Annotated in this window: 21 protein-coding genes; 12 read left to right on the forward strand and 9 right to left on the reverse strand. The window is 72.2% G+C overall.

The window, feature by feature from the left end; all coding sequences use genetic code 11:
• Positions 1 to 67 precede the first annotated feature (67 nt).
• The 3 genes from ACFQSB_RS30510 to ACFQSB_RS30520 all read left to right on the forward strand — a co-directional run bounded on the left by ACFQSB_RS30510 (position 68) and on the right by ACFQSB_RS30520 (position 2,274).
• Positions 68 to 778 carry a GNAT family N-acetyltransferase gene (locus ACFQSB_RS30510; RefSeq protein ID WP_380830299.1) on the forward strand — a complete coding sequence of 237 codons (711 nt, stop codon included), beginning with the start codon at positions 68 to 70 and terminating at the stop codon, positions 776 to 778.
• 116 nt (positions 779 to 894) lie between these two features.
• Positions 895 to 1,152: an NAD(P)-dependent oxidoreductase gene (locus tag ACFQSB_RS30515; RefSeq protein WP_380830300.1), complete on the forward strand. Its 258-nt coding sequence runs from the start codon at positions 895 to 897 to the stop codon at positions 1,150 to 1,152.
• A 384-nt stretch (positions 1,153 to 1,536) separates the two neighbouring features.
• Positions 1,537 to 2,274, forward strand: a complete 738-nt coding sequence (locus ACFQSB_RS30520) for a class I SAM-dependent methyltransferase (RefSeq protein ID WP_354848058.1) — start codon at positions 1,537 to 1,539, stop codon at positions 2,272 to 2,274.
• 20 nt (positions 2,275 to 2,294) lie between these two features.
• Here the strand turns inward: ACFQSB_RS30520 and ACFQSB_RS30525 are convergent, their stop codons facing one another.
• Positions 2,295 to 3,266, reverse strand: a complete 972-nt coding sequence (locus ACFQSB_RS30525; RefSeq protein WP_380830301.1) for a LuxR C-terminal-related transcriptional regulator — start codon at positions 3,264 to 3,266, stop codon at positions 2,295 to 2,297.
• Between the two features lie 541 nt (positions 3,267 to 3,807).
• Between ACFQSB_RS30525 and ACFQSB_RS30530 the strand changes: the two genes are divergently transcribed.
• The 3 genes from ACFQSB_RS30530 to ACFQSB_RS30540 are packed head-to-tail and all read left to right on the forward strand — an operon-like array spanning position 3,808 to position 6,236.
• On the forward strand, positions 3,808 to 4,086 hold the full coding sequence (locus ACFQSB_RS30530; RefSeq protein WP_354848064.1) for a hypothetical protein: 279 nt from the start codon (positions 3,808 to 3,810) through the stop codon (positions 4,084 to 4,086).
• Positions 4,086 to 4,337: a hypothetical protein gene (locus ACFQSB_RS30535; protein WP_380830302.1), complete on the forward strand. Its 252-nt coding sequence runs from the start codon at positions 4,086 to 4,088 to the stop codon at positions 4,335 to 4,337. The genes ACFQSB_RS30530 and ACFQSB_RS30535 overlap by 1 nt, the downstream gene beginning before the upstream one ends.
• A 24-nt stretch (positions 4,338 to 4,361) precedes the next feature.
• Complete coding sequence (locus ACFQSB_RS30540) at positions 4,362 to 6,236, forward strand: AfsR/SARP family transcriptional regulator (protein WP_380830303.1); 1,875 nt, start codon at positions 4,362 to 4,364, stop codon at positions 6,234 to 6,236.
• Positions 6,237 to 6,355: 119 nt separating this feature from the next.
• Here the strand turns inward: ACFQSB_RS30540 and ACFQSB_RS30545 are convergent, their stop codons facing one another.
• Together ACFQSB_RS30545 and sbnA are read right to left on the reverse strand one after the other, a co-directional pair.
• Positions 6,356 to 6,577, reverse strand: a complete 222-nt coding sequence (locus tag ACFQSB_RS30545) for an MbtH family protein (protein ID WP_380830304.1) — start codon at positions 6,575 to 6,577, stop codon at positions 6,356 to 6,358.
• A gap of 10 nt (positions 6,578 to 6,587) precedes the next feature.
• Positions 6,588 to 7,607 carry a 2,3-diaminopropionate biosynthesis protein SbnA gene (gene sbnA / locus ACFQSB_RS30550; RefSeq protein ID WP_354922317.1) on the reverse strand — a complete coding sequence of 340 codons (1,020 nt, stop codon included), beginning with the start codon at positions 7,605 to 7,607 and terminating at the stop codon, positions 6,588 to 6,590.
• 124 nt (positions 7,608 to 7,731) lie between these two features.
• Between sbnA and ACFQSB_RS30555 the strand changes: the two genes are divergently transcribed.
• On the forward strand, positions 7,732 to 8,466 hold the full coding sequence (locus ACFQSB_RS30555; protein ID WP_380830306.1) for a thioesterase II family protein: 735 nt from the start codon (positions 7,732 to 7,734) through the stop codon (positions 8,464 to 8,466).
• Positions 8,467 to 8,586: 120 nt separating this feature from the next.
• Here ACFQSB_RS30555 and ACFQSB_RS30560 read toward each other — a convergent pair whose 3' ends face one another.
• The 6 genes from ACFQSB_RS30560 to ACFQSB_RS30585 all read right to left on the reverse strand — a co-directional run bounded on the left by ACFQSB_RS30560 (position 8,587) and on the right by ACFQSB_RS30585 (position 17,229).
• Positions 8,587 to 9,120, reverse strand: a complete 534-nt coding sequence (locus ACFQSB_RS30560) for a flavin reductase family protein (protein WP_380830307.1) — start codon at positions 9,118 to 9,120, stop codon at positions 8,587 to 8,589.
• A gap of 4 nt (positions 9,121 to 9,124) precedes the next feature.
• Positions 9,125 to 10,375, reverse strand: a complete 1,251-nt coding sequence (locus ACFQSB_RS30565) for a cation:proton antiporter (RefSeq protein WP_380830308.1) — start codon at positions 10,373 to 10,375, stop codon at positions 9,125 to 9,127.
• Between the two features lie 8 nt (positions 10,376 to 10,383).
• Positions 10,384 to 11,937 carry a tryptophan halogenase family protein gene (locus ACFQSB_RS30570; protein WP_380830309.1) on the reverse strand — a complete coding sequence of 518 codons (1,554 nt, stop codon included), beginning with the start codon at positions 11,935 to 11,937 and terminating at the stop codon, positions 10,384 to 10,386.
• A 51-nt stretch (positions 11,938 to 11,988) separates the two neighbouring features.
• Positions 11,989 to 12,771: an ABC transporter permease gene (locus ACFQSB_RS30575; protein WP_354922329.1), complete on the reverse strand. Its 783-nt coding sequence runs from the start codon at positions 12,769 to 12,771 to the stop codon at positions 11,989 to 11,991.
• A gap of 202 nt (positions 12,772 to 12,973) precedes the next feature.
• Positions 12,974 to 13,909 carry an ATP-binding cassette domain-containing protein gene (locus tag ACFQSB_RS30580; protein WP_380830392.1) on the reverse strand — a complete coding sequence of 312 codons (936 nt, stop codon included), beginning with the start codon at positions 13,907 to 13,909 and terminating at the stop codon, positions 12,974 to 12,976.
• A gap of 71 nt (positions 13,910 to 13,980) precedes the next feature.
• Complete coding sequence (locus ACFQSB_RS30585; RefSeq protein WP_380830310.1) at positions 13,981 to 17,229, reverse strand: non-ribosomal peptide synthetase; 3,249 nt, start codon at positions 17,227 to 17,229, stop codon at positions 13,981 to 13,983.
• Positions 17,230 to 17,484: 255 nt separating this feature from the next.
• Between ACFQSB_RS30585 and ACFQSB_RS30590 the strand changes: the two genes are divergently transcribed.
• The 5 genes from ACFQSB_RS30590 to ACFQSB_RS30610 are packed head-to-tail and all read left to right on the forward strand — an operon-like array spanning position 17,485 to position 22,388.
• A complete protein-coding gene (locus ACFQSB_RS30590) occupies positions 17,485 to 18,978 on the forward strand; it encodes an argininosuccinate lyase (RefSeq protein ID WP_380830312.1) in 1,494 nt (497 codons plus the stop codon).
• Positions 18,975 to 19,868 (forward strand): GHMP family kinase ATP-binding protein, encoded by an 894-nt coding sequence (locus ACFQSB_RS30595; protein WP_354922341.1) that lies wholly within the window; start codon positions 18,975 to 18,977, stop codon positions 19,866 to 19,868. The genes ACFQSB_RS30590 and ACFQSB_RS30595 overlap by 4 nt, the downstream gene beginning before the upstream one ends.
• Positions 19,850 to 20,899 (forward strand): PLP-dependent cysteine synthase family protein, encoded by a 1,050-nt coding sequence (locus tag ACFQSB_RS30600; RefSeq protein ID WP_354848105.1) that lies wholly within the window; start codon positions 19,850 to 19,852, stop codon positions 20,897 to 20,899. Before ACFQSB_RS30595 ends, ACFQSB_RS30600 begins: the two co-directional genes overlap by 19 nt.
• Positions 20,875 to 22,098, forward strand: coding sequence for an ATP-grasp domain-containing protein (locus ACFQSB_RS30605; RefSeq protein WP_380830313.1), 1,224 nt, complete (start codon positions 20,875 to 20,877; stop codon positions 22,096 to 22,098). Before ACFQSB_RS30600 ends, ACFQSB_RS30605 begins: the two co-directional genes overlap by 25 nt.
• On the forward strand, positions 22,095 to 22,388 hold the full coding sequence (locus ACFQSB_RS30610) for a Dabb family protein (protein ID WP_380830314.1): 294 nt from the start codon (positions 22,095 to 22,097) through the stop codon (positions 22,386 to 22,388). Before ACFQSB_RS30605 ends, ACFQSB_RS30610 begins: the two co-directional genes overlap by 4 nt.
• Positions 22,389 to 22,404 lie beyond the last annotated feature (16 nt).

Here is a 22,404-nt window from a genome sequence, read left to right on the forward strand (position 1 = left end):
CGGACATGCCTGTGACATCGCTGATCACCGGGCCCGCCCCCGGCGCGGTCGTGGCCGAGGTGACCCGGTGACGCATCCGCTGGACAACCCCGCATGGGCCTCGCTCACCGGGCCGCACGCGCACCTGGCCGAAGTACGCGGCGCCGTCCGGCGCTACCCGGCGGACATGTCTCCCTTCCTGGCGGTCGGAAGCGAGCCGTCGGACGCCGACTGGGACGACATCGCCGCGTTGTCGGGCACGGGCGCCGTCGTGTCCGTGGCCGGCGCCACGACCTCACCCCCGGCCGGCTGGGAGGTGGTACAGGTCATTCCAGGTGTCCAGATGTCGGGCGCCGCGGTGTTCGGCGCACCCGACGAGGAGGCGGTACGCCTGACCGCGGCCGACGTGCCCGAGATGCTCGACCTCGCCGGACGCACCCAGCCGGGCCCCTTTCTCCCGCGCACCATCGGCCTCGGCACCTACCTCGGAATCCGCCGCGGCGGCACGCTGGTCGCCATGGCGGGTGAGCGGCTGCACCCGCCCGGCTGGACCGAGATCAGTGCCGTCTGCACCGACACCGCGTTCCGAGGTCAGGGCCTGGCCACCCGCCTGGTGCTGGCGGTCGCCGCGGGCATCCGGGCACGAGGGGAGATCCCGTTCCTGCACGCCGCGGCGAACAACACCGGCGCGATCCGCCTGTACGAATCGCTCGGGTTCTCCCTACGGCGCAGGCCGTCCTTCAACGCCCTCCGCGTCCCCGCGAACGAGGTGGTCAGCGCCTCCCGCACGCGACCCTGAGAGCTCCCCGCGCGCCCGCGAGGCGTCGTGCGCCTAACGGGCTTCGAGCAGCGCCGGGAGGTGGTCCTCGCTCCAGGCGCGTGCGGCCGCGATCAGGGTCAGCAGGCTGCGTCCGAGTGCCGTCGGCGGCCAGGGACACGGTCGTCGACTGGCTCATGCTCACCCCGCCCGCGCTGCTGGACGCGACCGGGGCGAGGACCGGGCGGTACCGGATCGGAGGCGAGACCGTGCCGTCGGCGTCCGCGCGACTGTCCTACGCCGACCTGGCGGTGGCGGTGGTGGACGAGATCGACACGCCCGGCACCACCGCGCCCGCGTCTCGGTCTTCGACTGAGTGCGCCGTGCACGAACGTCCACCGGCGCGGACGCCGTAACAGGCGCCGGCATCGCCGTACCACGCCCCGCCGCCCCGGCGCCGATCACCTACAGCACGTGGCCGGGGGTGGAGGGCCGAGGCGGGTGAGGGTGGGTGCTCACCGCACTCAAGATCACCCGCGTCCACACCATAATTCGCGCGCGACTCCGTCACGCTAAGTTCCTGCCGATGATGAGGCGCCGTGTACAGAGCCGGGCCGAAAAGGGGCCGCGTCCAGGACCGCGAGGCCGCGGGGAAACCACGCACATAACGAAGTGAAATGCGGCTCGTATATTGTCCGAACCCGTAGATCCTCGTTGCGGGCCGCGGCGGGCCAAGGGCGCCCGCACCGCGGGCCCGGCCGCGCACGGCGGGCGCGGAGGCGAATACAGGGAGGCACGGCGTGGACGGAAATAGCCGGGAACAGGTGGCGGGTCACCAGGAGAACGGCGAATTGAACCTCGGTTACGTCGTCGACCTCTATCGGAAATACGCCGACGACCTGCGGGCCGTGCGCGTCGAACAGCACGCGCTGCGCGCCGCGAACCCGGGGGCCGCGACGAAACTGGACGACCTCGAGGCCGAGATCACCTACCTGATGGTGCGCGAGCACCGTCCCGAGGAGGTCGTCGAGATCGGCTCGCTGGACGGATGGTCGACCACCTGGCTGTTGCGCGCCCTGCGGGACAACGGCTCCGGGCACCTGTACACCTACGACCTGATCGACAACGCGCGCCGCAACGTGCCCGAGGACCTGTCGGCCGGCCGGTGGACGTTCGTGCGCGGCGACGCGCGCGAGATGCTCGCCGGCCACGACCACGAGATCGACTACCTGTTCGTGGACGCGGCGCACACCAGGAGCTTCGCGCGCTGGTACGTCAACGAGCTGTTCCCGACGGTCCCCGCCGGGGTGCCGGTGAGCGTGCACGACGTGTTCCACACCAGGCGGCCGTGGCCGTTCAGCGAGGGCCGCGTGGTGCTGTCGTGGCTGGCCGAGCGGGGCATCGGATACTTCACCGCCTCGCGCGCCGCCGCGCCGGAGGTCAACCGCGGGCTGGCGGAGCTGAAGGAGTCCCTGGAGCTGAGCGAGGCCGTGCACACCGGGCGCAACGACCCGATGCTGTGCTTCTACATGCGCTGACCGCGGGCGGCCGGCGCCGGTCAGACCCAGCCGCGCCGGCTGGCCTCGGTGCCGGCCTGGAACCGGCTGACCGCGTTCAGGCGCTCGGTCAGGGCGTTCATCATGCGCTGGACGCTGCGCAGCGAGATGGCCAGGTTGCGCGCCGCCGACTCGTCGGTGTGGCCGTCGGCGAGCAGCCGCAGGAGGCTGTGCTCCTGCGGGGTGAGCCCGTGCTCGTTGCGGGCGGGCGGCTCGGTGATCGGGGTGCCGCTGCTCCACACCTGCTCGAACAGGGCGTACAGGCCGGTGACGACGCCGCGGCTGCGCAGTTCGAGCGCGCCGCGGGTGGGGTCGATGGGATCCAGGGGGACCAGCGCGATCTCGCGGTCCACGATGACCAGCCGCATGGGCAGGTTCGGCACCGTGCGGCACTGCTCGCCGAGGGCGACCATGGAGCGGGCGTAGGAGAGGGTGACCGGGTCGTTGCGGATGCTGTCGAGATAGACGGTGCGGATCTTGACCCCGCGGCCGAGCGCGATCTGGTTGAGCGGCTTCTCCGACTCGATGGTGGAGGGGTTCTGCGCGCCCCCGGGGCTCAGGGAGACGCATTCGACCACGGCGCTGTGCGACAGCTCCGCCAGCCGGTCGCGCACGGTGTCCAGCCCGTTGAGGCGGCGCCCCTCCTCCGACTGCTCCTGCTCGGCGTAGGCGGCCGCGATGGAGGCGATGGAGGCGCGGGCGCCTTCGAGTTGCTGCTGGCGGGTGCCGAGCTCGGCCTCGACGCGGGCGAGCAGCGCCGTCAGGCCGGCCTGGGGCCGCACCGCCCGCACCGTCCCGTCTTCGATGGTGGAGCGGACCAGGGCCAGGTCGATGAGGGTGTCGAGCGCCTCACGGACGTCGTCGGTCGTCAGGCCCAGATGGGCGGCGATATCGGCCACACCGAAATCGGGGCGGTCCAACATGGTGCGGTAGATGGCCTCATCGCGGGTGGACAGCCCCAGCGCGCTCAGCACCGTTACCTCCCTGCACAGTGAAAGCGGCGCCTCCTGCGCCTTTTCTTCGACCCACTGTCGCCCGGTGAGATGGGGGCTGATTCAAAATTAAATCGAATGACCTGGCTTGCTCAGGGTGACTGCCGTTGACGGCTGGTAGCACCGGAGATTGCCTTGACTATCGAAGTCATTCACCCTGCAAGTCTTCTTCCATCCCCCCGCTCGCCCGTAATATAGATCAAGTGACCTTTTCCTCGCAAGGTCGTCCGAAATGCCCGGGGGAATCTCGCGGACGGTTACTCTCCGAAGTCGCACGCGCGGATTTCGCGCCCCACTGAGCCCCTGACCTGGGCCGTCCGGCGAACGCCCCATTTTCCGCGGCGGCCGGCGATGCCGCCGCCCGCGCGGCCGCCGCTGGCGGAAGGCCGCCAGGCGGCCTCGCGCCAACCCCTAGCCGATGACATCAGGGGGCCGGCAACGCATTGTGGGGTGAGCCGCCCGGGGAAAGCGGTCCGTACGGGGCGGATGTCGAAGCATTCAGGCGAAGGAGAGTGCGAGAATCATGGCCTACCTCACGAAGATCGTCCGCCGGCACCTGGCCACGCTGGCAATTGTCGCGACCGCTCTTGCGAGCGCCGCCATTATGTGGGTCGATCCCGGCATACCGTGGCAGCCTGACGGGGGTTTCGGCTGGGGCGACCCCCATGCCATGGGCGAGACCGTCGACTACGGCCCGCCCGACGGCACCGGTTTCGGCTGGGGGTTCGCCCTGCGGCCGGCGGACGGGCCGGCGGCCGGCGGCGCCGGGGCCGCGCCACCCGCCACGTCGGTGGGCCTCTGATGCGGATGTCCGCCCTGCGGGTCGCGCCCCTGGTCTCGTGCGACGCGGACGGCTGGCGGGAGCGGGTGCTGGTCAACGCCACGGCCGGGGACGGCCTCGAACACATCCAGGTGCGCGCCGGCCCCCAGGGCCTGGACATCTTCGCCTTTTACCGGGTGGCCACGGCGCAGGAGGCCGACGTCAGGCTCAGAAGACTGGTCGAGACCACGATCGCGAACACACCTGAGCTCCAGTTCTGGAGAATCGTTTAATTCCCGCACCTTGAAGGTGGTCTCGTGAGTGAGCCGTCGGAAACCGCTCCTTCATCGCTGGGGTTCCGCTATCTGGGTCCGCTGGAGGTACAGGCCGGAGGCCGCCGCCTGCGGATCGGCAGCCCTCGCCAGCGCGTCGTGCTGGCCATGCTCCTCCTGTCCTGCGACTGTGTGGTCTCCGTCGACAGCCTCGTCGACGCCGTCTGGGGCGGTTCGCCGCCCGCGACGGGCCGCACCCAGGTCGCCATCTGCATCGCCGCCCTGCGCAAGCTGTTCGCCGCCGCGGGCTACCACGACGTCATCGCCACCGTCTCACCCGGCTACAAGCTGGTGTCGGAGGGCTGCCGCATCGACGGCGAGCAGTTCGTCCGCCTGGTGGAGGAGGGACAGGCGGCCCTGCAGCAGGGACGCACGACCGAGGCCAGCGCCAAGCTGGACGAGGCGCTGAAACTGTGGTGGGGCCCCGCGCTCGCGGGCGTCCCGAGCTCCGTCGTCGAGGGCAAGGCGATCAGGCTGGAGGAGACCCGCCTGGCCGTCTACGAGGAGTCGCTGGCGCTCAAACTGGAACTGCGGCAGCACACCGACCTGGTGCCCGACCTCGCCGCCCTCGTCAGGGAACACCCGCTCAGGGAACGCGCGCGGGCGCTGCTCATGCTGGCGCAGTACCGCGGCGGGCGGCGCAGCGAGGCGCTGGAGATCTTCAACGAGGGCCGCAGGCGGCTGGTCGAGGACCTCGGGCTCGAACCCGGGCCGATCCTGCGCGACATGCAGGCGGCCATCTTCCGGGACGATCCCAAGCTCGCGTCGGTGCGCGCGCCGGTCCCGTCGGTGTGGACCAGGGTCGTTCCCGCGCAGCTCCCGCCGAGCGCGCCGCTGTTCACCGGCCGGCAGGCCGACCTGGCCGCGCTGGACGGGCTGCTCGACCAGCGCGCCCGGAGCGGCCCGGTGCCGGTGGGCGTGCTCACCGGCCGGGTCGGGGTGGGCAAGACGGCGCTGGCCGTGCACTGGGCGCACGGCGCCGCCGAGCACTTCCCCGACGGGCAACTGTTCGCCGACCTGCGCGGATGGGATCCCGACCAGCCGGCCTCCGAGGCCGCGGCCGTGCTCAGCGGGTTCCTGCACGCCCTCGGCGTGCCGCTCGCCGAGATCCCGGCGCGGCTGGAGGAGCAGACGTCGCTCTACAACAGCCTGGTGGACGGCCGCAAGGTGCTCGTCGTCATCGACAACGTGCGCAACGCCGCGCAGGCCCGGCCGCTGCTGCCGGGCAGCGGCACCTGCTGCGTGCTGCTGACCGGCCGCGCCCTGCCGGACGCGCACGGCAGCGTCCGGCTGCACCTGCGGCCGTTCAGGACCGCCGAGTCCTCCGCGCTGCTGCGCGGCATCATCGGCGAGGAGCGGGCCCGCGAGGACCCCGACTCGCTGGAACGGCTCGGCGAGCTCTGCGACGGGATGCCGCTCGCGCTGTGGAGCGCGGCCCTGCGGCTCGCGGCGAGGAGCCACTGGACGCTGAAGGACCTGCTGCTGCGCCTGGAGGACCCCGAGCGGCGGCTGAGCGAGATCAGCCACGGCATCTGGGACGTCCGGGCGCGCATCGGCGCGAGCTACCGCGACCTGTCGCCGCGGGCCGCGCTCGCGCTGCGCCGGCTCGGGCTGCTCGGCATCCGCGACGTCACGCCGTGGATGGCGGCCACGCTGCTGGACTGCGGCCCGGCCGAGGCCGAGGACCTGATGGAGAACCTGCACGAGACCGGGTTCCTGGAGGTCGCCGCGCGCGACCAGGACGGCCGCCGCCGCTACCGTCTGCCGAGCCTGTTCGCGCAGTACGCCCGGGAGAAGAGCAGGGCCGACGCCCCCGGCGACACCGCGGGCAGCATGGCCGCCCGCGCCCAGTACGCCTGACCGGCGGCACGTACACCTGACCGGCGGCACGCACACCTGACCGGCGTGCGGCCGATCCCGTCGAGACCTCATCGGCGAAGGGCCGGGCGCGCTCGTCGCGCCCGGCCCCGCACTCCCTGCTAGGCGTTCGCCTCTTCCATGAGGCGGACCAGGCTGGCCGGGCGCATGTCGGTCCAGTTGGCCTCGATGTAGTCGAGGCACTCCTGCCGGCCGTTCTCGCCGAACACGTTGGTCCAGCCGGTGGGGACCTCGATGAAGGACGGCCACAGGGAGTGCTGGTTCTCGTCGTTCACCAGGACGAGGTAGGTGCCGTCGTTGTTCTCGAAGGGGTTGGTGGCCATGGTCGTCTCCTCAGGTGCTTGGTGTGGGCGGGGCCTGGACGTCGTGGGCGATCTCGCGGAGGTCCCAGCAGGGTGGCCCCCACTCCTCGCCCGCGTAGTGGTCGTGCAGCCAGGTCTCGGAGTAGATGGAGTCGAGGTAGCGTTCCCCGAGGTCGGGGGCTATGGTCAGCGCGGTGGTCTCCGCGTCGTACCCGCCCGCGGACAGCCACCGCAGGGCGCCGCTGACGACCGTGCCCGTCGAGCCGCCGAACAGGAACCCGTTGCTGGCCATGCGGTGGCAGGCCTGGATCGTGTCGGCCTCGCTGACGTGCACGACGTCGTCCACGAACGACTCGTCGAGCAGGGGAGGGCGCAGGCTGGTGCCCACCCCCGGGATCATCCGCGGGGTCGCGGGACCGCCGAAGGTGACCGAGCCGATGGCGTCCACCGCGACGATGGTCACCCGCGGGGAGTGCTCGCGGAAGTACCGCGCGCACCCCATCAGGGTCCCGGTGGTCCCCGCGCCGACGAACAGCACGTCGAGGTCGGGGAAGGCCGAGGCGATGGCGGGCGCCGTCCGCCGGTAGTGGGCCGTCCAGTTGCTGGGATTGGCGTACTGGTTGAGCCAGACGTAGCGGTCGTCCTCCGCGCACAGGCTCTGGACGTAGTCGATGCGCGCGCCGAGGAGTCCGTTGACGGGGTCGGGCGTGGTGATCACGTGCACCCGCGTGCCGTACAGCTCCATCATGCTTCGCACGGCGGGGTTGCAGCGGGCATCGGTAACGCACACGAACCCGTAACCCCTGCTGGCCGCGATGATGCTCAGGGCCAGGCCGAGGTTACCCGAGGAGGACTCCACCAGCGTCGAGCCCGGCAGGAGCCGTCCGCTGCGCTCGGCGGCCATCACCATCTCGGCGGCCGCCTTCATCTTGATGGAACCGCCGAAATTGAACCCTTCGTACTTGAGATACAGGCGTTGCCCGAACGTGGGCCGCAGGTCGACGTAGACGTCCTCTGCGTTGTACTGGAGTGGATCGCTGATCACCGGCACGATAAAAGGCTATACGGCGGCGATTTCTTGTGGTTATCAAAGCCTTTTCACCGGGCGGCGGAATGCCGTGTCCCGCTGCTACCATTTCAATGGGAAAGAATGACCCGAGGAGGGTGCGACGACCATGACAAGTCAGCGGTGGATTTCCTGGCGTCACCAGAATCCGGCGGCCGGTGCCCGCCTTTACTGCCTGCCCTACGCCGGCGGCGGCACCCGGATGTTCGACTCCTGGGCGGGGGCGCTCGGGCCGGGCGTCGAGGTCTGCCCCATCCTGCTGCCGGGCCGGGAGGACCGCATCTCCGAGGACCCGGTGGCGCGGCTGGACGAGCTGGTCCCGATGCTCATCGACGGCCTCGCCCCCACGATGACCAAGCCTTTCGCGCTGTACGGCCACAGTATGGGCGGCCTGGTCGCCTACGAGCTGGCGCTGCGGCTGTGCGAGAAGGGGAACGACGTGCCGGTGCGCGTCTACCTGTCGGGGTGCGGGCCGGCGGCCGTCCCCGAGGGGCGCCGCCACCATCTGCTGCCCGACGAGGAGTTCATCGAGGAACTGCGCAAGATGAACGGGACGCCGCCGGAGTTCTTCGAGGACCGCGACCTGGTCGACCTGCTTCTGCCCACGATTCGGGCCGATTTCCAGCTTTCCGAGACCTCCGCGGCGGCCGAGGGTTCCGTACTGCCGGTTCCGATCACCGCGTTCGCCGGGGCGCAGGACCCGAGCGCGCCGCCGGACGACGTGCGCCGGTGGAGCGCGCACAGCGGCGCCGGTTTCGATTTCCACGTCTTTCCCGGCGACCATTTCTTCGTGCACGACTGCCCGGAGATGCTGGCCGCCGTCCGGGAGGGCCTTTCCCGATGACGGGGACGCGGGCTGATTCCCGGTGACGACGACACGGGGACCTTCCCGGTGACCGCCGTCCGGGCGGACGCAGGGGAGAAGGCCGAGACCTTCCGGTCTCGGCCTTCCCCACGGCCGGGGTCACCGGCCCTCGGCCCACCTTCCGTACTGCCGCAGCCCGTACAGCAGCGGGACGGTCTCCGCCAGGTCGTCGATGCGAAAGGGCTCGCCGAACACGATGCGCTGGCGGCCGATCAGCACGCTGTCGCTGACCCTGCAGTCGGCCACGGCGTGCGCGTCGTCCAGCAGGTGCGGCCCGCACCCGGGACGGCTCTCCCACCGCACGCCGTCGAAACGGTCCGGCGCCCCCGAGGCGAACAGCTCCGCCGTGCGCCTGGCCCGGTCGTGCAGCAGGTTGACCGCGAAGACGCGGCTGTCCAGCAGCGCCTTGAGCGTCGGGCTCTCGGCGCGGATGCCGATGATGAGCGTCGGCGGGTCGGTGGTCGCGCTGCACAGCGCCGAGCAGGTCATCCCCCACGGCCGGCCGTCGAGGCCGGTCGCCGTGATGATGGCGACCCCGCTCGGGAAACCGGACATGAAGCTGCGGAACCGGTCGGGAGTGGTCTCGGCGGGATGGTCGAGGCCGTCTCGTACGGCCCTCGGCGCCATGGTCATGTGATCACCGCTCGGCTAGGTGGATGGAGGAGGGCACGCCCGCCCCGACGCCCGTCGAGCGCGCGTACCGGTCGGTGACCAGCAGCAGCGGGCCGCTGAGCCCCGTGGTGACCAGCGCCATGACCAGCAGCGCCAGGTACATCGCGGGGGACAGGATCCCGGCGGTGAACCCCGCCTGCAGGACCACGATCTCGGTCAGGCCCCGGGTGTTCATCAGCGTCGCCAGGCGCATGCTGGAGGTGCGCGACCGGCCGCCCGCCCTCGCGCCCGCGTAGGCGCCGCCGAGCTTGGCCACGATGGCCAGCGCGGTGGCGATCGCGGTGGCCTCCCAGGAGAAGATCCGGTCGGGGCCGGCCACCACGACGGTGCCGGTGACCACGAACGTGACCGGCAGCAGCGACCGGCCGAGACGGCCCAGCGTCTCGGCCGCCTCCGTCCACGGGCCGCGCTCGGCCGCTCCCGGCCTGCCGGGCAGGGCCAGTCCGATGATCACCGCGCCGTACACCTCGGTCAGCCCGAGCCGCTTGGTCGCCAGGGCCGCGCCGGTCGCGGCCGCCGCGATCAGCACCAGCAGCACGACGCGGTGGCGTTCCGCGAGTGCCGCGACCCGCGCGGTGGCCGCCAGGCGGCGCAGCAGCACGGCCACCGCGCCGCCGGCCAGGACCACCGGGATGGTGACGAACCCGCCGCCGCCCTGCGTGAGCCCGATCGTGATCCCGAGCAGCACCCCGATGACCGCGTCGATGCCGGACGCGCTCATCAGGGCGAGCCGCCCGTCCTCGGTGTGCTGCAGGCCGCGGTCGCGCAGGATGCCGGCCAGGACCGGCACGGCGGTGACGGTCAGCGCGATCGCCAGCATCAGCACCAGCGCCACCGTGGGCGCCCCGCCGCGTAACAGCGGGTCGCCGTCCTTGAGCACCCACACCGCGAACAGGGCGCCCGCGGCGAGCGGGACCAGGGTCGCGCCCGCCGACAGCCACGCCACCTGCCGCAGGGAGTGCCCGCCGAAGGACTCGCGCATATGGTGGGCGGCCCCGACCAGGAACATGGCCAGGCCGAGCTGCCCGGCGAACCGCAGGACCTCGAAAGCGGCCGAGCCGGTGAGGTCCCGGCCGAGCAGGGTGGCCGCCACCATGCCGAGGGCCAGGCACAGGGCGATCTCGATCACGACCTCCGGCTGGCTGAGCCGCCGTGCGGCCCAGCCGCCGCAGATCACGATGAGCGCGATCGCGGGGAGCAGCAGCAACACGTACATCTGTTCTCCTAGCGGTGCATCTGGGCGAGGTACTCGTACTGGCTGGGCAGTCGTTTCACCAGGTCCAGCGACTCGTCCTTGAGCATCTGGAACTCCTTGTCGGCCGCCGTGCCGTCCATCAGCGCGAGCGCGGGCGTCGGCTTCATCGGGACGCCGCCCATGCCGAGGAGGATCGCCAGGTAGGAGTAGGCCTCGAAGCCGTGGTAGCGCGGGAAAATGGTGTCGGCCGCGGGCGGCTTGGAGCGCCACTGGTCGAAACGCTCCTGCAGCCCGTCCGGCGTCGTGCGGGTCTTCGCGTCGCGCCAGTACGCGTTGTCGTTGCGGGCCGCCGCCTTGTAGTGCAGGACGAGGAACTCGCGCACGCCGTCGATGGCGTCGGCCATGACGCGATTGTAGGAGTCGGTCAGCGCGGAATCCCAGCCCAGGGCGGGGAAATGCTTCACCAGCTGTTCGATGCCGTGCTGGATGAAGAAGATGCCGGTGGACTCCAGCGGCTCGACGAAACCGCAGGACAACCCGATGGCCACGCAGTTGCCGACCCACGGGTTGCGGGTGCGGCCGACGCGCATGCGGATGTGGTTGGCCTCCATCTCCTCGGCCTGCGGGCCGACGAACTCGCGCAGGGTGCGCTCGGCCTCCTCGGGGGTGCTGTAGTCGCTGGCGTAGACGTAACCGGTGCCGATCCGGCCGAACAGCGGGATGGTCCAGATCCAGCCGGCGTCCTGGGCGGTCGCCGTGGTGCACGGCCGCAGGCCCTTCTCCTCCATGTCCACCGGCACCCGCAGCGCCACCGCGCTGTCGTTGGGCAGGGTGTCCTGGAAGGAGATGAACGGCTCCTCCATCGTCTTGTTGATCAGCAGGCCGCGGAAGCCGGTGCAGTCGACGAACAGGTCGCCGGTGACGTCGCCGTGCTCGGCCGTCCGCACGTGGCTGATCCAGCCGCGCTCGTCGCGTCCCACCTCGACGACGTCGTCCAGGATCTGGGTGACCCCGCGCTCCTTGGCGTAGCCGGACAGGTAGTTCGCGAGCAGGGAGGCGTCGAAGTGGTAGGCGTAGGGGAACTGCGTGCCCTGGTCGAGCAGGGTCGTGCGGGTGGTCTCCGCCGGCTCCCTGCCCTCGACGAAGTCCTGCTCGAAGAGCCGGCCGTCCAGATACCGGGGCGAGCGCTTGTCGTCGCAGATCGAGGCCATCAGGAACACGTCCCGGTCGAACCGCTCGCTGGGCTTCTTGTGCAGCCACCAGTCGGTCATCGGGAAGCCGTCGACGATCCTCAGCCGCTCGAAGGGGTGGTAGAAGTAGTGGCCCTTCTCACGCCAGTTCTCGAACCTGATGCCGAGTTTGTAGCTGGCGTTGCAGTGCGGCATCCAGTCCTGCTCGCGCAGGCCCAGGTACTCGAAGAAGTGCCGCACGGTGCTGAAGGTGGCCTCGCCCACGCCGATGGTGGAGATCCTCTTGGACTCGACCAGGGTGACCGAGACGCGGTCGCCGAACGCCGAGGCGAGGTAGGAGGCCGTCATCCAGCCCGCGGTTCCGCCACCGACGATGACAACGTTTTTGAGCATGACAAACCATCCGTTCGTGTCGCTTGGGTTGATCGAGTGATGCCGCGCCGGTCAGTGGTGGCCGCGGCGGGTGTACTGCGTGACCGAGATCGGGACGAAGACGACCAGGATCACGGCGATCCAGGCGAGGGCGCCGGCGATCGGGCCCGCGGCCGCGCGTCCGTCCAGCAGGCCCCGGGAGGCGTTCACGACGAGGGTCACCGGGTTGACGTCGGCGAAGACCCGCAGCCAGGCGGGCATGCCCTCGGTGGGGACCAGTGCGGAGCTGCCGAACTGGAAGGGCAGCACCCACAGGGAGGTGAGGGTCGAGACGGTGGTGATGCTGCGCACCGAGACGCCGATGCAGACGGCGATCCAGGACAGGGCGACGCCGAACCCGAGCAGCAGCGCCACGGCCGCGGCGGCTCCGGCGAGGCCGCCGCCGATGCGGAACCCGATGAGGGTCGAGCAGGCCAGGATCACCACGAGGCTGAGCAGCATGCGCAGGGCGTCCGCGGCGACCCTGCCGGACAGCAGGGCCGAGCGGGCGACGGGCAGGGTGCGGAACCGGTCGACGACGCCGGAGTTGAAGTCGACGGCCATGCCGACGCCGGTGTTGCGTGAGACGATCATGAGGTTGATGGCCATGATGCCCGGGACGAAGAACTGCGCGTAGTCGGCCGTCCCGCCGGCGATGGCCCCGCCGAAGACCGACACGAAGATGACCGAGATGAGCACGGGGGTCAGGGTCGCGTCGAGGATCAGACCCGGGTCGTTCCTGAACTGGGCGATGTTGCGCCGGGTCATCACCGAGGCGTGCCGGACGGCGTCCATCGCGGTCAGTGCCTGGCTCACGGGTCCTCCTCGGGCGGGCCGGTCGGGGTGGGGCTCATGGGTCCTCCTCGTCGGGTCACGGGTCCTTCTCGCCCGGCCGCGAATCCTCGTCGCCGGGTCGCGGGTCCTTGTCGCCGGGCCGCGGGTCGTTCGCGCCGGCTCGCGGGTCGTTCTCGCCGGGCGGCGGGTCGTTCTCGCCGGGTCCTGGGTCCTTGTCGCGGGGTCACTGGTCCTCCCGGTCGCGGGGCACGCTGGTCAGGGCGAGGAACGCCTCGTCGAGGCTGGGTGTGCGGGTCTCGAAGCCGGTGACGACGATGTCCGCGCCGGCCAGGGCCCGCAGCGCGGCCGTCAGGTGGTCGTCCCTGGTGAGCGGCATGCGCAGCACGCCGTCCTCGCCGTCGCCCGCCGGGGCCAGGCCGGCGGCGCGCAGCGCGGACCGCGCCGTCTCGAGGTCGGCCGTGGCGGCCGTGCGGACGTGCAGCATCTGGCCGCCGATGCGCGAGCGCAGCTCCTTGGGGGTGCCGGCGGCGACCACCCGGCCGCGGTCGACGACCACCACGTCACCGGCGAGGGCCTCGGCCTCCTCCATGTGCTGGGTGGTCAGCAGCAGGGTCATGCCGTCGTCGGTCAGGCCGCGGATGAGGTCCCACAGCTCCTTGCGGCTGTGCGGGTCAAGGCCGGTCGAGGGCTCGTCGAGGTAGAGGATGCCCGGCCGGCCGATGAGGCTCGCGGCCAGGTCCAGGCGGCGGCGCTGCCCGCCGGAGTACCCGCCGGCCGCGCGGCCCGCCATCGCGCCGAGCCCGAACAGCTCCAGCAGTTCCTCGGCGCGGGCCCTTGCGGCGCGGGGGCGCAGCCCCAGCAGCCGGGCGACCACGTAGAGGTTCTCGCGTCCGGAGACGCCCTGGTCGACGGTGGCGTACTGGCCGACGACCGCGATGGCCCGCCGGACCAGGTGCGGCTCGCGCACCACGTCGTGGCCGCCGACGGACGCCGTGCCGGAGTCGGGGCGCTCCAGCGTGGACAGGATGCGGACGATGGTGGTCTTGCCCGCGCCGTTCGGCCCGAGCAGGCCGAGGACCGTCCCGGGACGCACCTCCAGGTCGACGCCCTGGAGCGCGTGGACCTTGCCGAACCGCTTGGTCAGCCCCTGGACGCGGATGCCGCCGCCGTTCACCGTGCCGTTCACCGCGTCGTTCACCGCGCCGTTCACGATGCCGTTCACGGTGCCGTTCACCGGGGCGCCAGACGCACGGGGTCCCCCATGGCGACGACCACCTCGCGCGGCCCCTGGTAGGGCTCGCGGCTGTGCGCCATCCGGAGGTTGTCGACGATCATCAGATCCCCCTTCCGCCACGGTTCGCGCAGGGTGCACGTCTCGTAGACCTTGTTGATCAGATCCACCTCGGCGGCGCCGACCGGTTCGCCGTCGCCGTAGGAGGTGTTGAAGGGCAGGCGCTCGGGTCCGTACACCTCGAGGAGGTACTCGCGGACCTCCGGCGCCATGGTCCAGGCGTTGAGGAAGGCGATCTGGTTGAACCAGGACCGCCGTCCGGTGAGCGGGTGGGCCAGCACCGCGGCCCTGCGCTGGCGGGTGGACAGCGTGCCGTCCGGGCCCCACCGGTACTCGATGGCGTTCTCGGCGCAGTACCGCTCGACCTCGGCGCGGTCGCCGGTGCCGAAGGCCGCCTGCCAGGGCAGGCCGACGTCGTCGCCGTAGTGCCGCTGGAGCAGCCACCCCTCCCGCTCGAACCGCTCGGTCAGCGCGCCGCCCAGCCTGGCCAGCACCTCCTGGCCGTCGGCCAGCCCGGTGACCCCACCCTTGGCGGGGGCGGTCAGGCAGCCGAAGAGCAGCAGCCGGGGCACGGTCAGGGAGTGGCTGAGCTCGTGGTGCATGCACATCGGCTGGTCGGGCGGCCACTCGGCGGAGGAGTACAGGCCGTGTCCGTGGTCGGCGCGCGGGGCGAACCCCTCCCGCTCGACGGCCGGCTCGGCGAGCAACTCCTTCGCGTAGCCGCGCATGCCGTCGAGGCCGGTGAGGTCCAGGCCGCGCAGCAGCACGGCGCCGTGCTCGGCGACCGTCGCGTACAGCTCGTCGCGGTGGTCGCGGACCCAGTCAGGGCCCGCGCCTTGGGGGACGCCGAGGATCGGCGGCCTGTCCGGGTGGTGCACGGGGGTCGGCATCCGCCGGTCGCCTCCATCGATGTGGGCCGCGAAGGCCGCGAGCACGGGGTGGTCGGCGAGTTCGCGCAGGGTCGTCGCCCTGCCGAGCCTGGCCAGGAACCTGATGGCCGACAGCGAGGTGCCGCCCAGCGCGAAGAAGTCGTCGCCGCGGCCGACGCGGCCGGCGGGCAGGGACAGGACCTGCTCCCACAGCGCGGCGACGCGCCGTTCGGCGGGGGTGCGCGGGGGCAGGTCGCCGGCCGGCCGGGGCGTCTCCCGGGCAAGGACGGCCAGGCTCTTCTTGTCGACCTTGCCGTTGCCGGTCAGGGGCAGCGCGTCCAGCCGGTGGAAGCGCTCGGGCACCATGTAGACCGGCAGGGCCGCGCCGAGCGAGGCCCGCAGGTCGTCCTCGGGGATGTCCGCGCCGGCCGAGTAGAAGGCCACCAGTTGCGGGCCGCCGCCGCTCTCGGCGACCAGGACGGCCCCGTCGCGCACGCCGGGCACGCGCAGCAGCCGTCCCTCCACCTCGCCCAGCTCGACGCGGTGGCCGCGGATCTTCACCTGGGCGTCCCTGCGGCCGAGGAAGGCCAGCTTGCCGTCCGGCCGCCACCGGCCGAAGTCGCCCGAGCGGTACAGCCGCAGGCCGGGCCGGTGCGGGTCGCCGGTGAAGGCGAGGCGCGTGCGCTCGGGGTCGCCGATGTACTCCCTGGCCACGCACCGCCCCGAGAAGACGATCTCACCGGGCGAGCCGAGCGGCACCGGCCACAGGTTCTCGTCCACGACGTAGACGCGGGCGCCGGGGATGGCCGCGCCGAGCGGCACCCCTTCGCCGTCGGGCGCGCGTTCCAGCAGTTCGTGGTTGGTGTCGTCGTGGGTCTCGGTGAGCCCGTAGGCGTTGAGCACCCCGACGCCGGGGAAGCGGGCGAACCAGCGGACCAGCAGCTCCTTCTTGACCGCCTCGCCGGTGACCGAGACGAAGCGCAGGTCGGGCAGGGCGCGCGGCTCGTCGTCGAGGTGGGCGAGCACGGCCTCCAGGTAGGAGGGGACGAGCTGGGCCACGGTGACGCGGCGCTCGGCGAGCGTGGCGGCGAAGCGCCGCACGTCCAGGATCACCTCCTGCTCGACGATGAGCGTGCGGGCGCCGGCCATGGGGGCGGCGAGCAGTTGCCACAGCGAGATGTCGAAGCATTGGGGCGCGGTCTGCGCGACCACGTCGCCCGGCGCGATGCGCAGGTCCTCGATCTTGGCGTACAGGTGGTTGAGCATGCCCGCGTGCTCGCACACCGCGCCCTTGGGCAGGCCGGTGGAGCCCGAGGTGAAGTAGATGTAGGCGGCCTGGCCGGCGGCGACGGGAATGCCCGGGTCGTCCTCGCGGGTGACGCCGGCGACGGCGTCCGCGTAGGTGACCACCTCGCCCGCGCCCTCCACCGGGCCGTGGCCCAGCACGAAGCGGCACGCGCTGCGTTCCAGCATGGTGGCGACGCGGCCGGCGGGGAAGCCCGGGTCGACGGGCAGGTAGACCCCGCCCGCCTTCAGGATGGCGATGACGGCGGCCATCCAGTCCAGGTCGCGCTCGGCCGCCACGGCGACGACGTCCTCGGCGGCCAGCCCGCGGGCGAGCAGCCCCCAGGCGAGACGGTTGGCGCGGGCGTTCAGCTCGGCGTAGGTCAGCTCCACGCCGCCGCGGGCCGCGGCCACCTCGCCGGGGCGCTCGCGCGCCCGCTCCTCGAACAGCTCGTGGAAGCGCCGGTCGGGCAGCTCGCGGGGCGGGCCCGCCAGCACGTCGAGCTGGTGGCGCAGCTCCTGCTCCGCCAGCAGGCTCCGCTCCCCGTGGGGGGCGTCCAGGTCGCGGGCGGCGAGCTCCAGGGCCGTGCGGTAGTAGCCGGCGATCCTGCCCGCGTACTTCTCGTCCACCACGTCGGTGCGGTAGCGCAGCAGCAGCCGCCCGCGGGGCAGGTCCACCTCGGCCCGCAGCACGACCTCGCCGAGACCGGCGTCCGGGTCGCCCCCGCTAAGGTCCAGGACCGTCTTGAACCACATGGCCTCGGGGCCGAGCTCCGCGCGCAGGGCCGCCACCGGGTGGCCGGCGTGCCGCCGCAGCTCCTCCTCGGCGCGAGAGGCCGCGGCGGTCAGCTCGCGCCACGTGCCGTCGCCGACGGTGATCCGGCAGGGGAGCGCCTCGGCCGCCCCGGGGGCGCGGTAACCGGTGGCCACCGTCGTCTCGCCGGACAGCGCCGCGAGCACCTTGGCGTGCGCGGCGAGCAGCGTCGCCGGCGACGGAGCCGGTGGCGCGGGGGAGCCGGGCGTCTCGGGGGACAAAGCGGACGGGGGGAACAGGGGAAAACCGCGCGAGGCCTCGCCTGCGTATCCATGCGACCAGCGGGGCAGCCGTGTGCCGCCTCCCGCTGCGAGTGTTTCGCGCCAGTATTCTTGGTTTCCCCTGTCGGGCACCGTGCCCACCTCCATATTTGTTCCTGTCCCGCAGACTATGGAGGCGTCATATCCGGCACATATCATCTGCTTTTCATAGACGGGTGAAAACGAGCCGATAAGTCGCCGCCCTAGCGTTCGGGCATGGCTATGGTGACGGGCCGAATTGGCGGCGCTCCGGCGAACCTCCTGCACGAGGAGGTGCTGGAGCCGCAGTTCTCCTATGAGGTGCGGCATCTCCTGCCGCACTACCTCCACATTGAGAAGGTCCTGCTGCTCGAATACCGGCGGATGGGGATTCTGGCGCCCGAGGAGGCCGGGGGAATCGCGAGCGCCCTGCACGCGATCACCCCCGAGGACCTCACCGCCGACCCCGAGGAGAATCTGTCCGACATCTCCTTCGGCATCGAGCGCCTGGTGGCCGCGTGGTTCTCCGGGCGGTCCTGCGCGCCGGCGCCGCGCTGGCACGTCGACCGGAGCAGGAACGACGCGCAGGCCTGCGCGCAGCTCATGTTCGGCCGCGAGCGGACCCTGGGGATCGCCGAGGGCCTGGTCGCCTGCGTGGACGCCGCGCACCGGCTGGCCGCCCGGCACACCGAGGCGCCGATGCCGGGGTACACCCACCTCCAGGCGGCCCAGGTGATCACCCCGGGCTTCTATCTCAGCGCGCTGTCGGACCACCTGCTGCACACGCTGCGCCGCCTGCTCGCGACCTACGACCACGCCGACCTGTCCCCCCTCGGGGCGGGCGCCATGGCCGGCCAGGAGCTGCCCTGGGACAGGGCGGCGATGGCCGGGCACCTGGGCTTCGCCGGGCCGCGGACGCACGCGCTCGCCGCCGTCGCCTCCCGGGCGTGGATGCTGGAGCTCGCGGCCGAGGCGGCGACCTTCGCCACCGGGCTGAACAGGTTCGTCAGCGACCTGATGACCTGGGCCGGCAGCCACTACGGGCTGGTCGAGCTGCCCGACGAGCTGGCCGGGATCTCCTCGGCGATGCCGCAGAAGAAGAACTACCCGCTGCTGGAGCGCATCCGCGGCCGGACGGCGCACCTGCTGTCGTGGTTCGTCGACGTCGCCGCCGCCCAGCGCGGCACGCCGTACAGCAACACCGTCGAGGTGGGCAAGGAGGGCGGCGCGCAGCTCGACTCCGCGACGCGCACCTTCGCCTCCGTGCTCGGCCTGCTCACGCTGGTGCTGGACAACGCCGTCTTCCCCGCCGCGCGGGGACGCGAGCTGTGCGCCGGGGAGCACCTCGGCGGCTTCTCGCTGGCCAACCGGCTGACCCTGGACGCGGGCGTGCCGTGGCGGACGGCGCAGGTCATCGCGGGCCGCTACATCGTCGCCATGATCGCCGAGGGCACGCCCGCCGACCCGGAGGCGCTGGAGCGCGTCTGCGCCGGCGCCGGCCACCCGGTGGCCGACGCGGCCGGCCTGCTGGACGGCACGCTCGAACCGGGCGCCGGACTGCGGCGCAAGCGCTCGCTGGGCTCGGCGCACCCCGACGAGGTCCGCGCGATGCTGGCCGGCCAGGGCGAGGAACTGGCCGTCCTGGCGAGGGAGTGGTCGGCGCGCCGCCGGCGGGCCGAGGCGTCGGTGGCCGCCGTGGACGGGCTCCTCGGTCTCGAGTCCCGGTCGTGATCGGCACAGGGGTGGCCTACGGGACCTTCGGCGAGCTCATGCAAGGGCAGCTCGCCGGCGGCGGCCAGGACTTCCTGGTGACGCTGCCCATCCCGAGGTCCAGCCGGGCGACCTTCCGCCTGGACCCGAAGTCCGCGCAGGTCACCGTGGTGCCCGGGCACAAGAGCAAGTCGCTGCGGGTCGCGAGGGCCCTGCTGGAGGAGCACGGCGTGCGGACCGGCGGCGTGCTGACCGTGCAGAGCGACCTGCCGGAGGGCAAGGGGTTCAGCAGCTCCTCCGCCGACCTGGTGGCGACCGCCCGCGCGGTCGGCGAGGCCATCGGGGCCGTGCCGCAGGCCGCCGAGATCGAGTCGCTGCTGCGGCCCATCGAGCCGACCGACGGCGTCATGTACGACGGCGCCGTCGCCTTCCTGCACCGCGAGGTGCGCCTGCTCACCCGGCTCGGCCACCTGCCTCCGCTGACGATCGTCAGCGTCGACGAGGGCGGCAGCGTCGACACCATCGCCTTCAACCGGCGGCCCAAGCCCTTCTCCGACGACGACAGGAAGGAGTACGCGCGGCTGCTGGACATGCTCGTGGTCGCCGTGGCCGCCGGCGACGTGGCCGACATCGGGCACGTCGCCACCCAGAGCGCGATCCTCAACCAGCGGCTCAACCCCAAGACCACGATGCGGTCGATGCGCCAGATCTGCGAGGAGGTCGGCGGCCTCGGCGTCGCGGTCGCGCACAGCGGCACCGCCATCGGCCTGCTGCTGGACATCGCCGACCCGCGTTACCGCGACCGGCTCGGCCGCGCCGAGAGGGCGTGCGCGCGGCTGGCGGGACACGCGCACGTCGACCATTCGCTCACCGCCGACGCAGAGGAGGTCCGGTGCTTCACAACAACGTGATCGACGCGATCGGGCACACCCCGCTGGTATCGCTCGACCTGGGCGGCGCAGCGGTCTACGCCAAGCTGGAACTGCAGAACCTGTTCGCGATGAAGGACCGGGTCGCCCGGCAGGTCATCCTGTCCGCCCGCGAGTCGGGCGAGCTGGCCCCGGGCGCGGCCATCGTCGAGAGCTCCTCGGGGACCATGGCGCTCGGCGTCGCGCTGGTCGGCACCGCGCTCGGCCACCCGGTGCACATCGTCACCGACCCGCGGATCGACCCGATCACCCTGGCCAAGCTCCGCTTCCTGGGCTGCTCGGTGCACATCGTCGACAAGATGACCTCCCACGGCTGGCAGAGCGCCCGCCTGGAGCGGCTGGAACTGCTGCGCGCCGAGCTGCCCGGGTCGTTCTGGCCCCGGCAGTACAGCAACCCCGACAACCCGCGGGCCTACGCCACCCTCGCCGCCGAACTGCTGGCCGACCTCGGGCACATCGACGTGCTGGTCGGCGCGGTCGGCAGCGGCGGCTCGCTGTGCGGCACCTCGCGGGCCCTGCGCGAGACGCTGCCCGAGCTGTGGACGGTCGGCGTGGACTGCGTCGGCAGCGTCATCTTCGGCCAGCCCGACCTGCCGGGACGGCTGCAGAGCGGCCTGGGCAACAGCCTGGTCCCCGACAACGTGGACCACTCGCTGATCGACGAGGTGCACTGGCTCAACGACCGCGAGGCGTTCCAGGCGACCGCCGACCTGGCCGCCGAGCAGCAGATCTTCGGCGGCAACACCGCCGGCTCGGTGTACGGGGTGCTGCGCCACCTGGCCCGCAGGGAGGGCCCCGGCACGCGGATCGTCGGCATCATGCCCGACCGCGGCGACCGCTACTGCGCCACCGTCTACGACGAGGGCCACTGGCTGGAGAAGGACCTGCACGGCATGCCCGTCGCCGACGCGCCCGTGGAGGTCGACGCCTCCCAGACCGTGACGACCTGGTCCAACTGCTTCCCCGGGCCGAGACGCCGGGAGGTGCGATGCGAGGCCGCCTTGCCTGCGTAGAGGCCAACACCACCGGCACCGGCATGATCGCGCTGCGGACCGCGGGCGAGCTCGGCCTGGACCCACTGTTCCTCACCGGCGGGCCGGAGCGCTACCGGGGCCTCGCGGCGACCGGCGCGCAGGTGGTGCGCTGCGACACCAACGACCCCGGCTCGCTCCTGGCCGCCGTCGCCCCCTACGCGGCCGAGCTGTGCGGAGTGACCACCACCAGCGACTTCTACGTCGCCACCGTCGCCGAGCTGGCGGCCCACCTGGGGCTGCCGGGCAACCCGCCCGAGGCGGTGCGGATCTGCCGGGACAAGGGCCGCACGCGGCGGGCGCTGGCCAAGGCCGGGCTCCGGCAGCCGCGCTTCGCCGTGGTCCACGACCAGAGTGAGACCTCCGCGGCCGTCGCGCGGGTGGGGCTGCCGTGCGTGGTCAAGCCGGTCGGCGGCTCGGGGTCCGAGGACGTCCGGTTGTGCGCGACCCCGGCCGAGGCGCTGGCGCAGGTGGCGCAGGTGCTGTCGGTGCGGGTCAACGTCCGGGGCCAGGTGTGCGAGCCGGCGGCGCTGGTCGAGGAGTACCTGGAAGGCCCCGAGTTCAGCGTCGAGATGGTGCACACGGAGGGCGAGGCCAGGTGCGTCGGGATCGTCGCCAAGTCGCTCACCGGGCACCCGTACTTCGTCGAGTCCGGCCATCTGTACCCCGCGCCCGTCGGCGCCGCCGACGGCGAGGCGATGCGCGAGACGGTCCGCCTCGCGCTCGCGGCGGTCGGCGTCCAGCACGGCCCCACCCACACCGAGGTCAGGCTCCTGCCCGACGGCGTGGCGGTGGTGGAGATCAACCCGCGGCTGGCCGGCGGCATGATCCCCGAGCTGATCTCCCTGGTCGACGGCCTGGACCTGCTCGAACAGCAGATCCGCGGCGCCATCGGCGCGCCGGTGACGCTGGAGCAGAGGCACGAGGGCTACGCGGGCATCCGGTTCCTGGTCGCCGACCGCGCCGGCGAGGTCCGCGCCGTCTCCGGCGTGGAGCGGGCGGCGGCGCTGCCGGGCGTCGCGCGGGTCGGCGTCACCGCCGCGCCGGGCACGCGGGTGGGCCCGCCGCGCAGCGCCTACGACCGGTTCGGCCACGTGATCGCGCGCGGCGGGACCGTCACCGAACTCACCGAACGGCTGGACCTGGCGGCCGCGGCCCTGCGCGTGGAGGTGGGCGAATGATCCGGCACATCGTGCTCTTCAAGTTCAAGCCCGGGCACACCTGGGCGGACGAGCGCGCCATCGAGGCGGAGCGCATGTCGGCCGAAGTCGGCGCGGAGGTGGAGGACCTCCTCGAATGGCGGACCGGCAGGAACATCTCCGAGCGCGCCATCGCCTACGACTTCGCCGTCATCGGCCTGGTCCGCGACGCGGACGCGCTCCAGAGATACCTCCTCCACCCCTTCCACCAGAAGTCGGCGGCGCTATGGCGAGAGATCAGCGACTGGGTCATCGCCGACCTCGAAGAGTAGAGACACGAGGCTTTCG

Source organism: Sphaerisporangium rhizosphaerae (genome assembly GCF_042665155.1).
In the GTDB taxonomy this organism is placed as follows: Bacteria; Actinomycetota; Actinomycetes; order Streptosporangiales; family Streptosporangiaceae; genus Sphaerisporangium; species Sphaerisporangium rhizosphaerae.

Excerpts from the sequence above, each read along its gene's own strand:
- ACFQSB_RS30535 (WP_380830302.1), top strand. The coding sequence starts at position 4,086 with ATGCGGATGTCCGCCCTGCGGGTCGCGCCCCTGGTCTCGTGCGACGCG.
- ACFQSB_RS30610 (WP_380830314.1), top strand. The coding sequence starts at position 22,095 with ATGATCCGGCACATCGTGCTCTTCAAGTTCAAGCCCGGGCACACCTGG.
- ACFQSB_RS30565 (WP_380830308.1), bottom strand. The coding sequence starts at position 10,375 with ATGTACGTGTTGCTGCTGCTCCCCGCGATCGCGCTCATCGTGATCTGC.
- ACFQSB_RS30590 (WP_380830312.1), top strand. The coding sequence starts at position 17,485 with ATGGCTATGGTGACGGGCCGAATTGGCGGCGCTCCGGCGAACCTCCTG.
- ACFQSB_RS30545 (WP_380830304.1), bottom strand. The coding sequence starts at position 6,577 with ATGGCCACCAACCCCTTCGAGAACAACGACGGCACCTACCTCGTCCTG.
- ACFQSB_RS30570 (WP_380830309.1), bottom strand. The coding sequence starts at position 11,937 with ATGCTCAAAAACGTTGTCATCGTCGGTGGCGGAACCGCGGGCTGGATG.
- ACFQSB_RS30555 (WP_380830306.1), top strand. The coding sequence starts at position 7,732 with ATGACAAGTCAGCGGTGGATTTCCTGGCGTCACCAGAATCCGGCGGCC.
- ACFQSB_RS30530 (WP_354848064.1), top strand. The coding sequence starts at position 3,808 with ATGGCCTACCTCACGAAGATCGTCCGCCGGCACCTGGCCACGCTGGCA.
- ACFQSB_RS30560 (WP_380830307.1), bottom strand. The coding sequence starts at position 9,120 with ATGACCATGGCGCCGAGGGCCGTACGAGACGGCCTCGACCATCCCGCC.
- ACFQSB_RS30605 (WP_380830313.1), top strand. The coding sequence starts at position 20,875 with ATGCGAGGCCGCCTTGCCTGCGTAGAGGCCAACACCACCGGCACCGGC.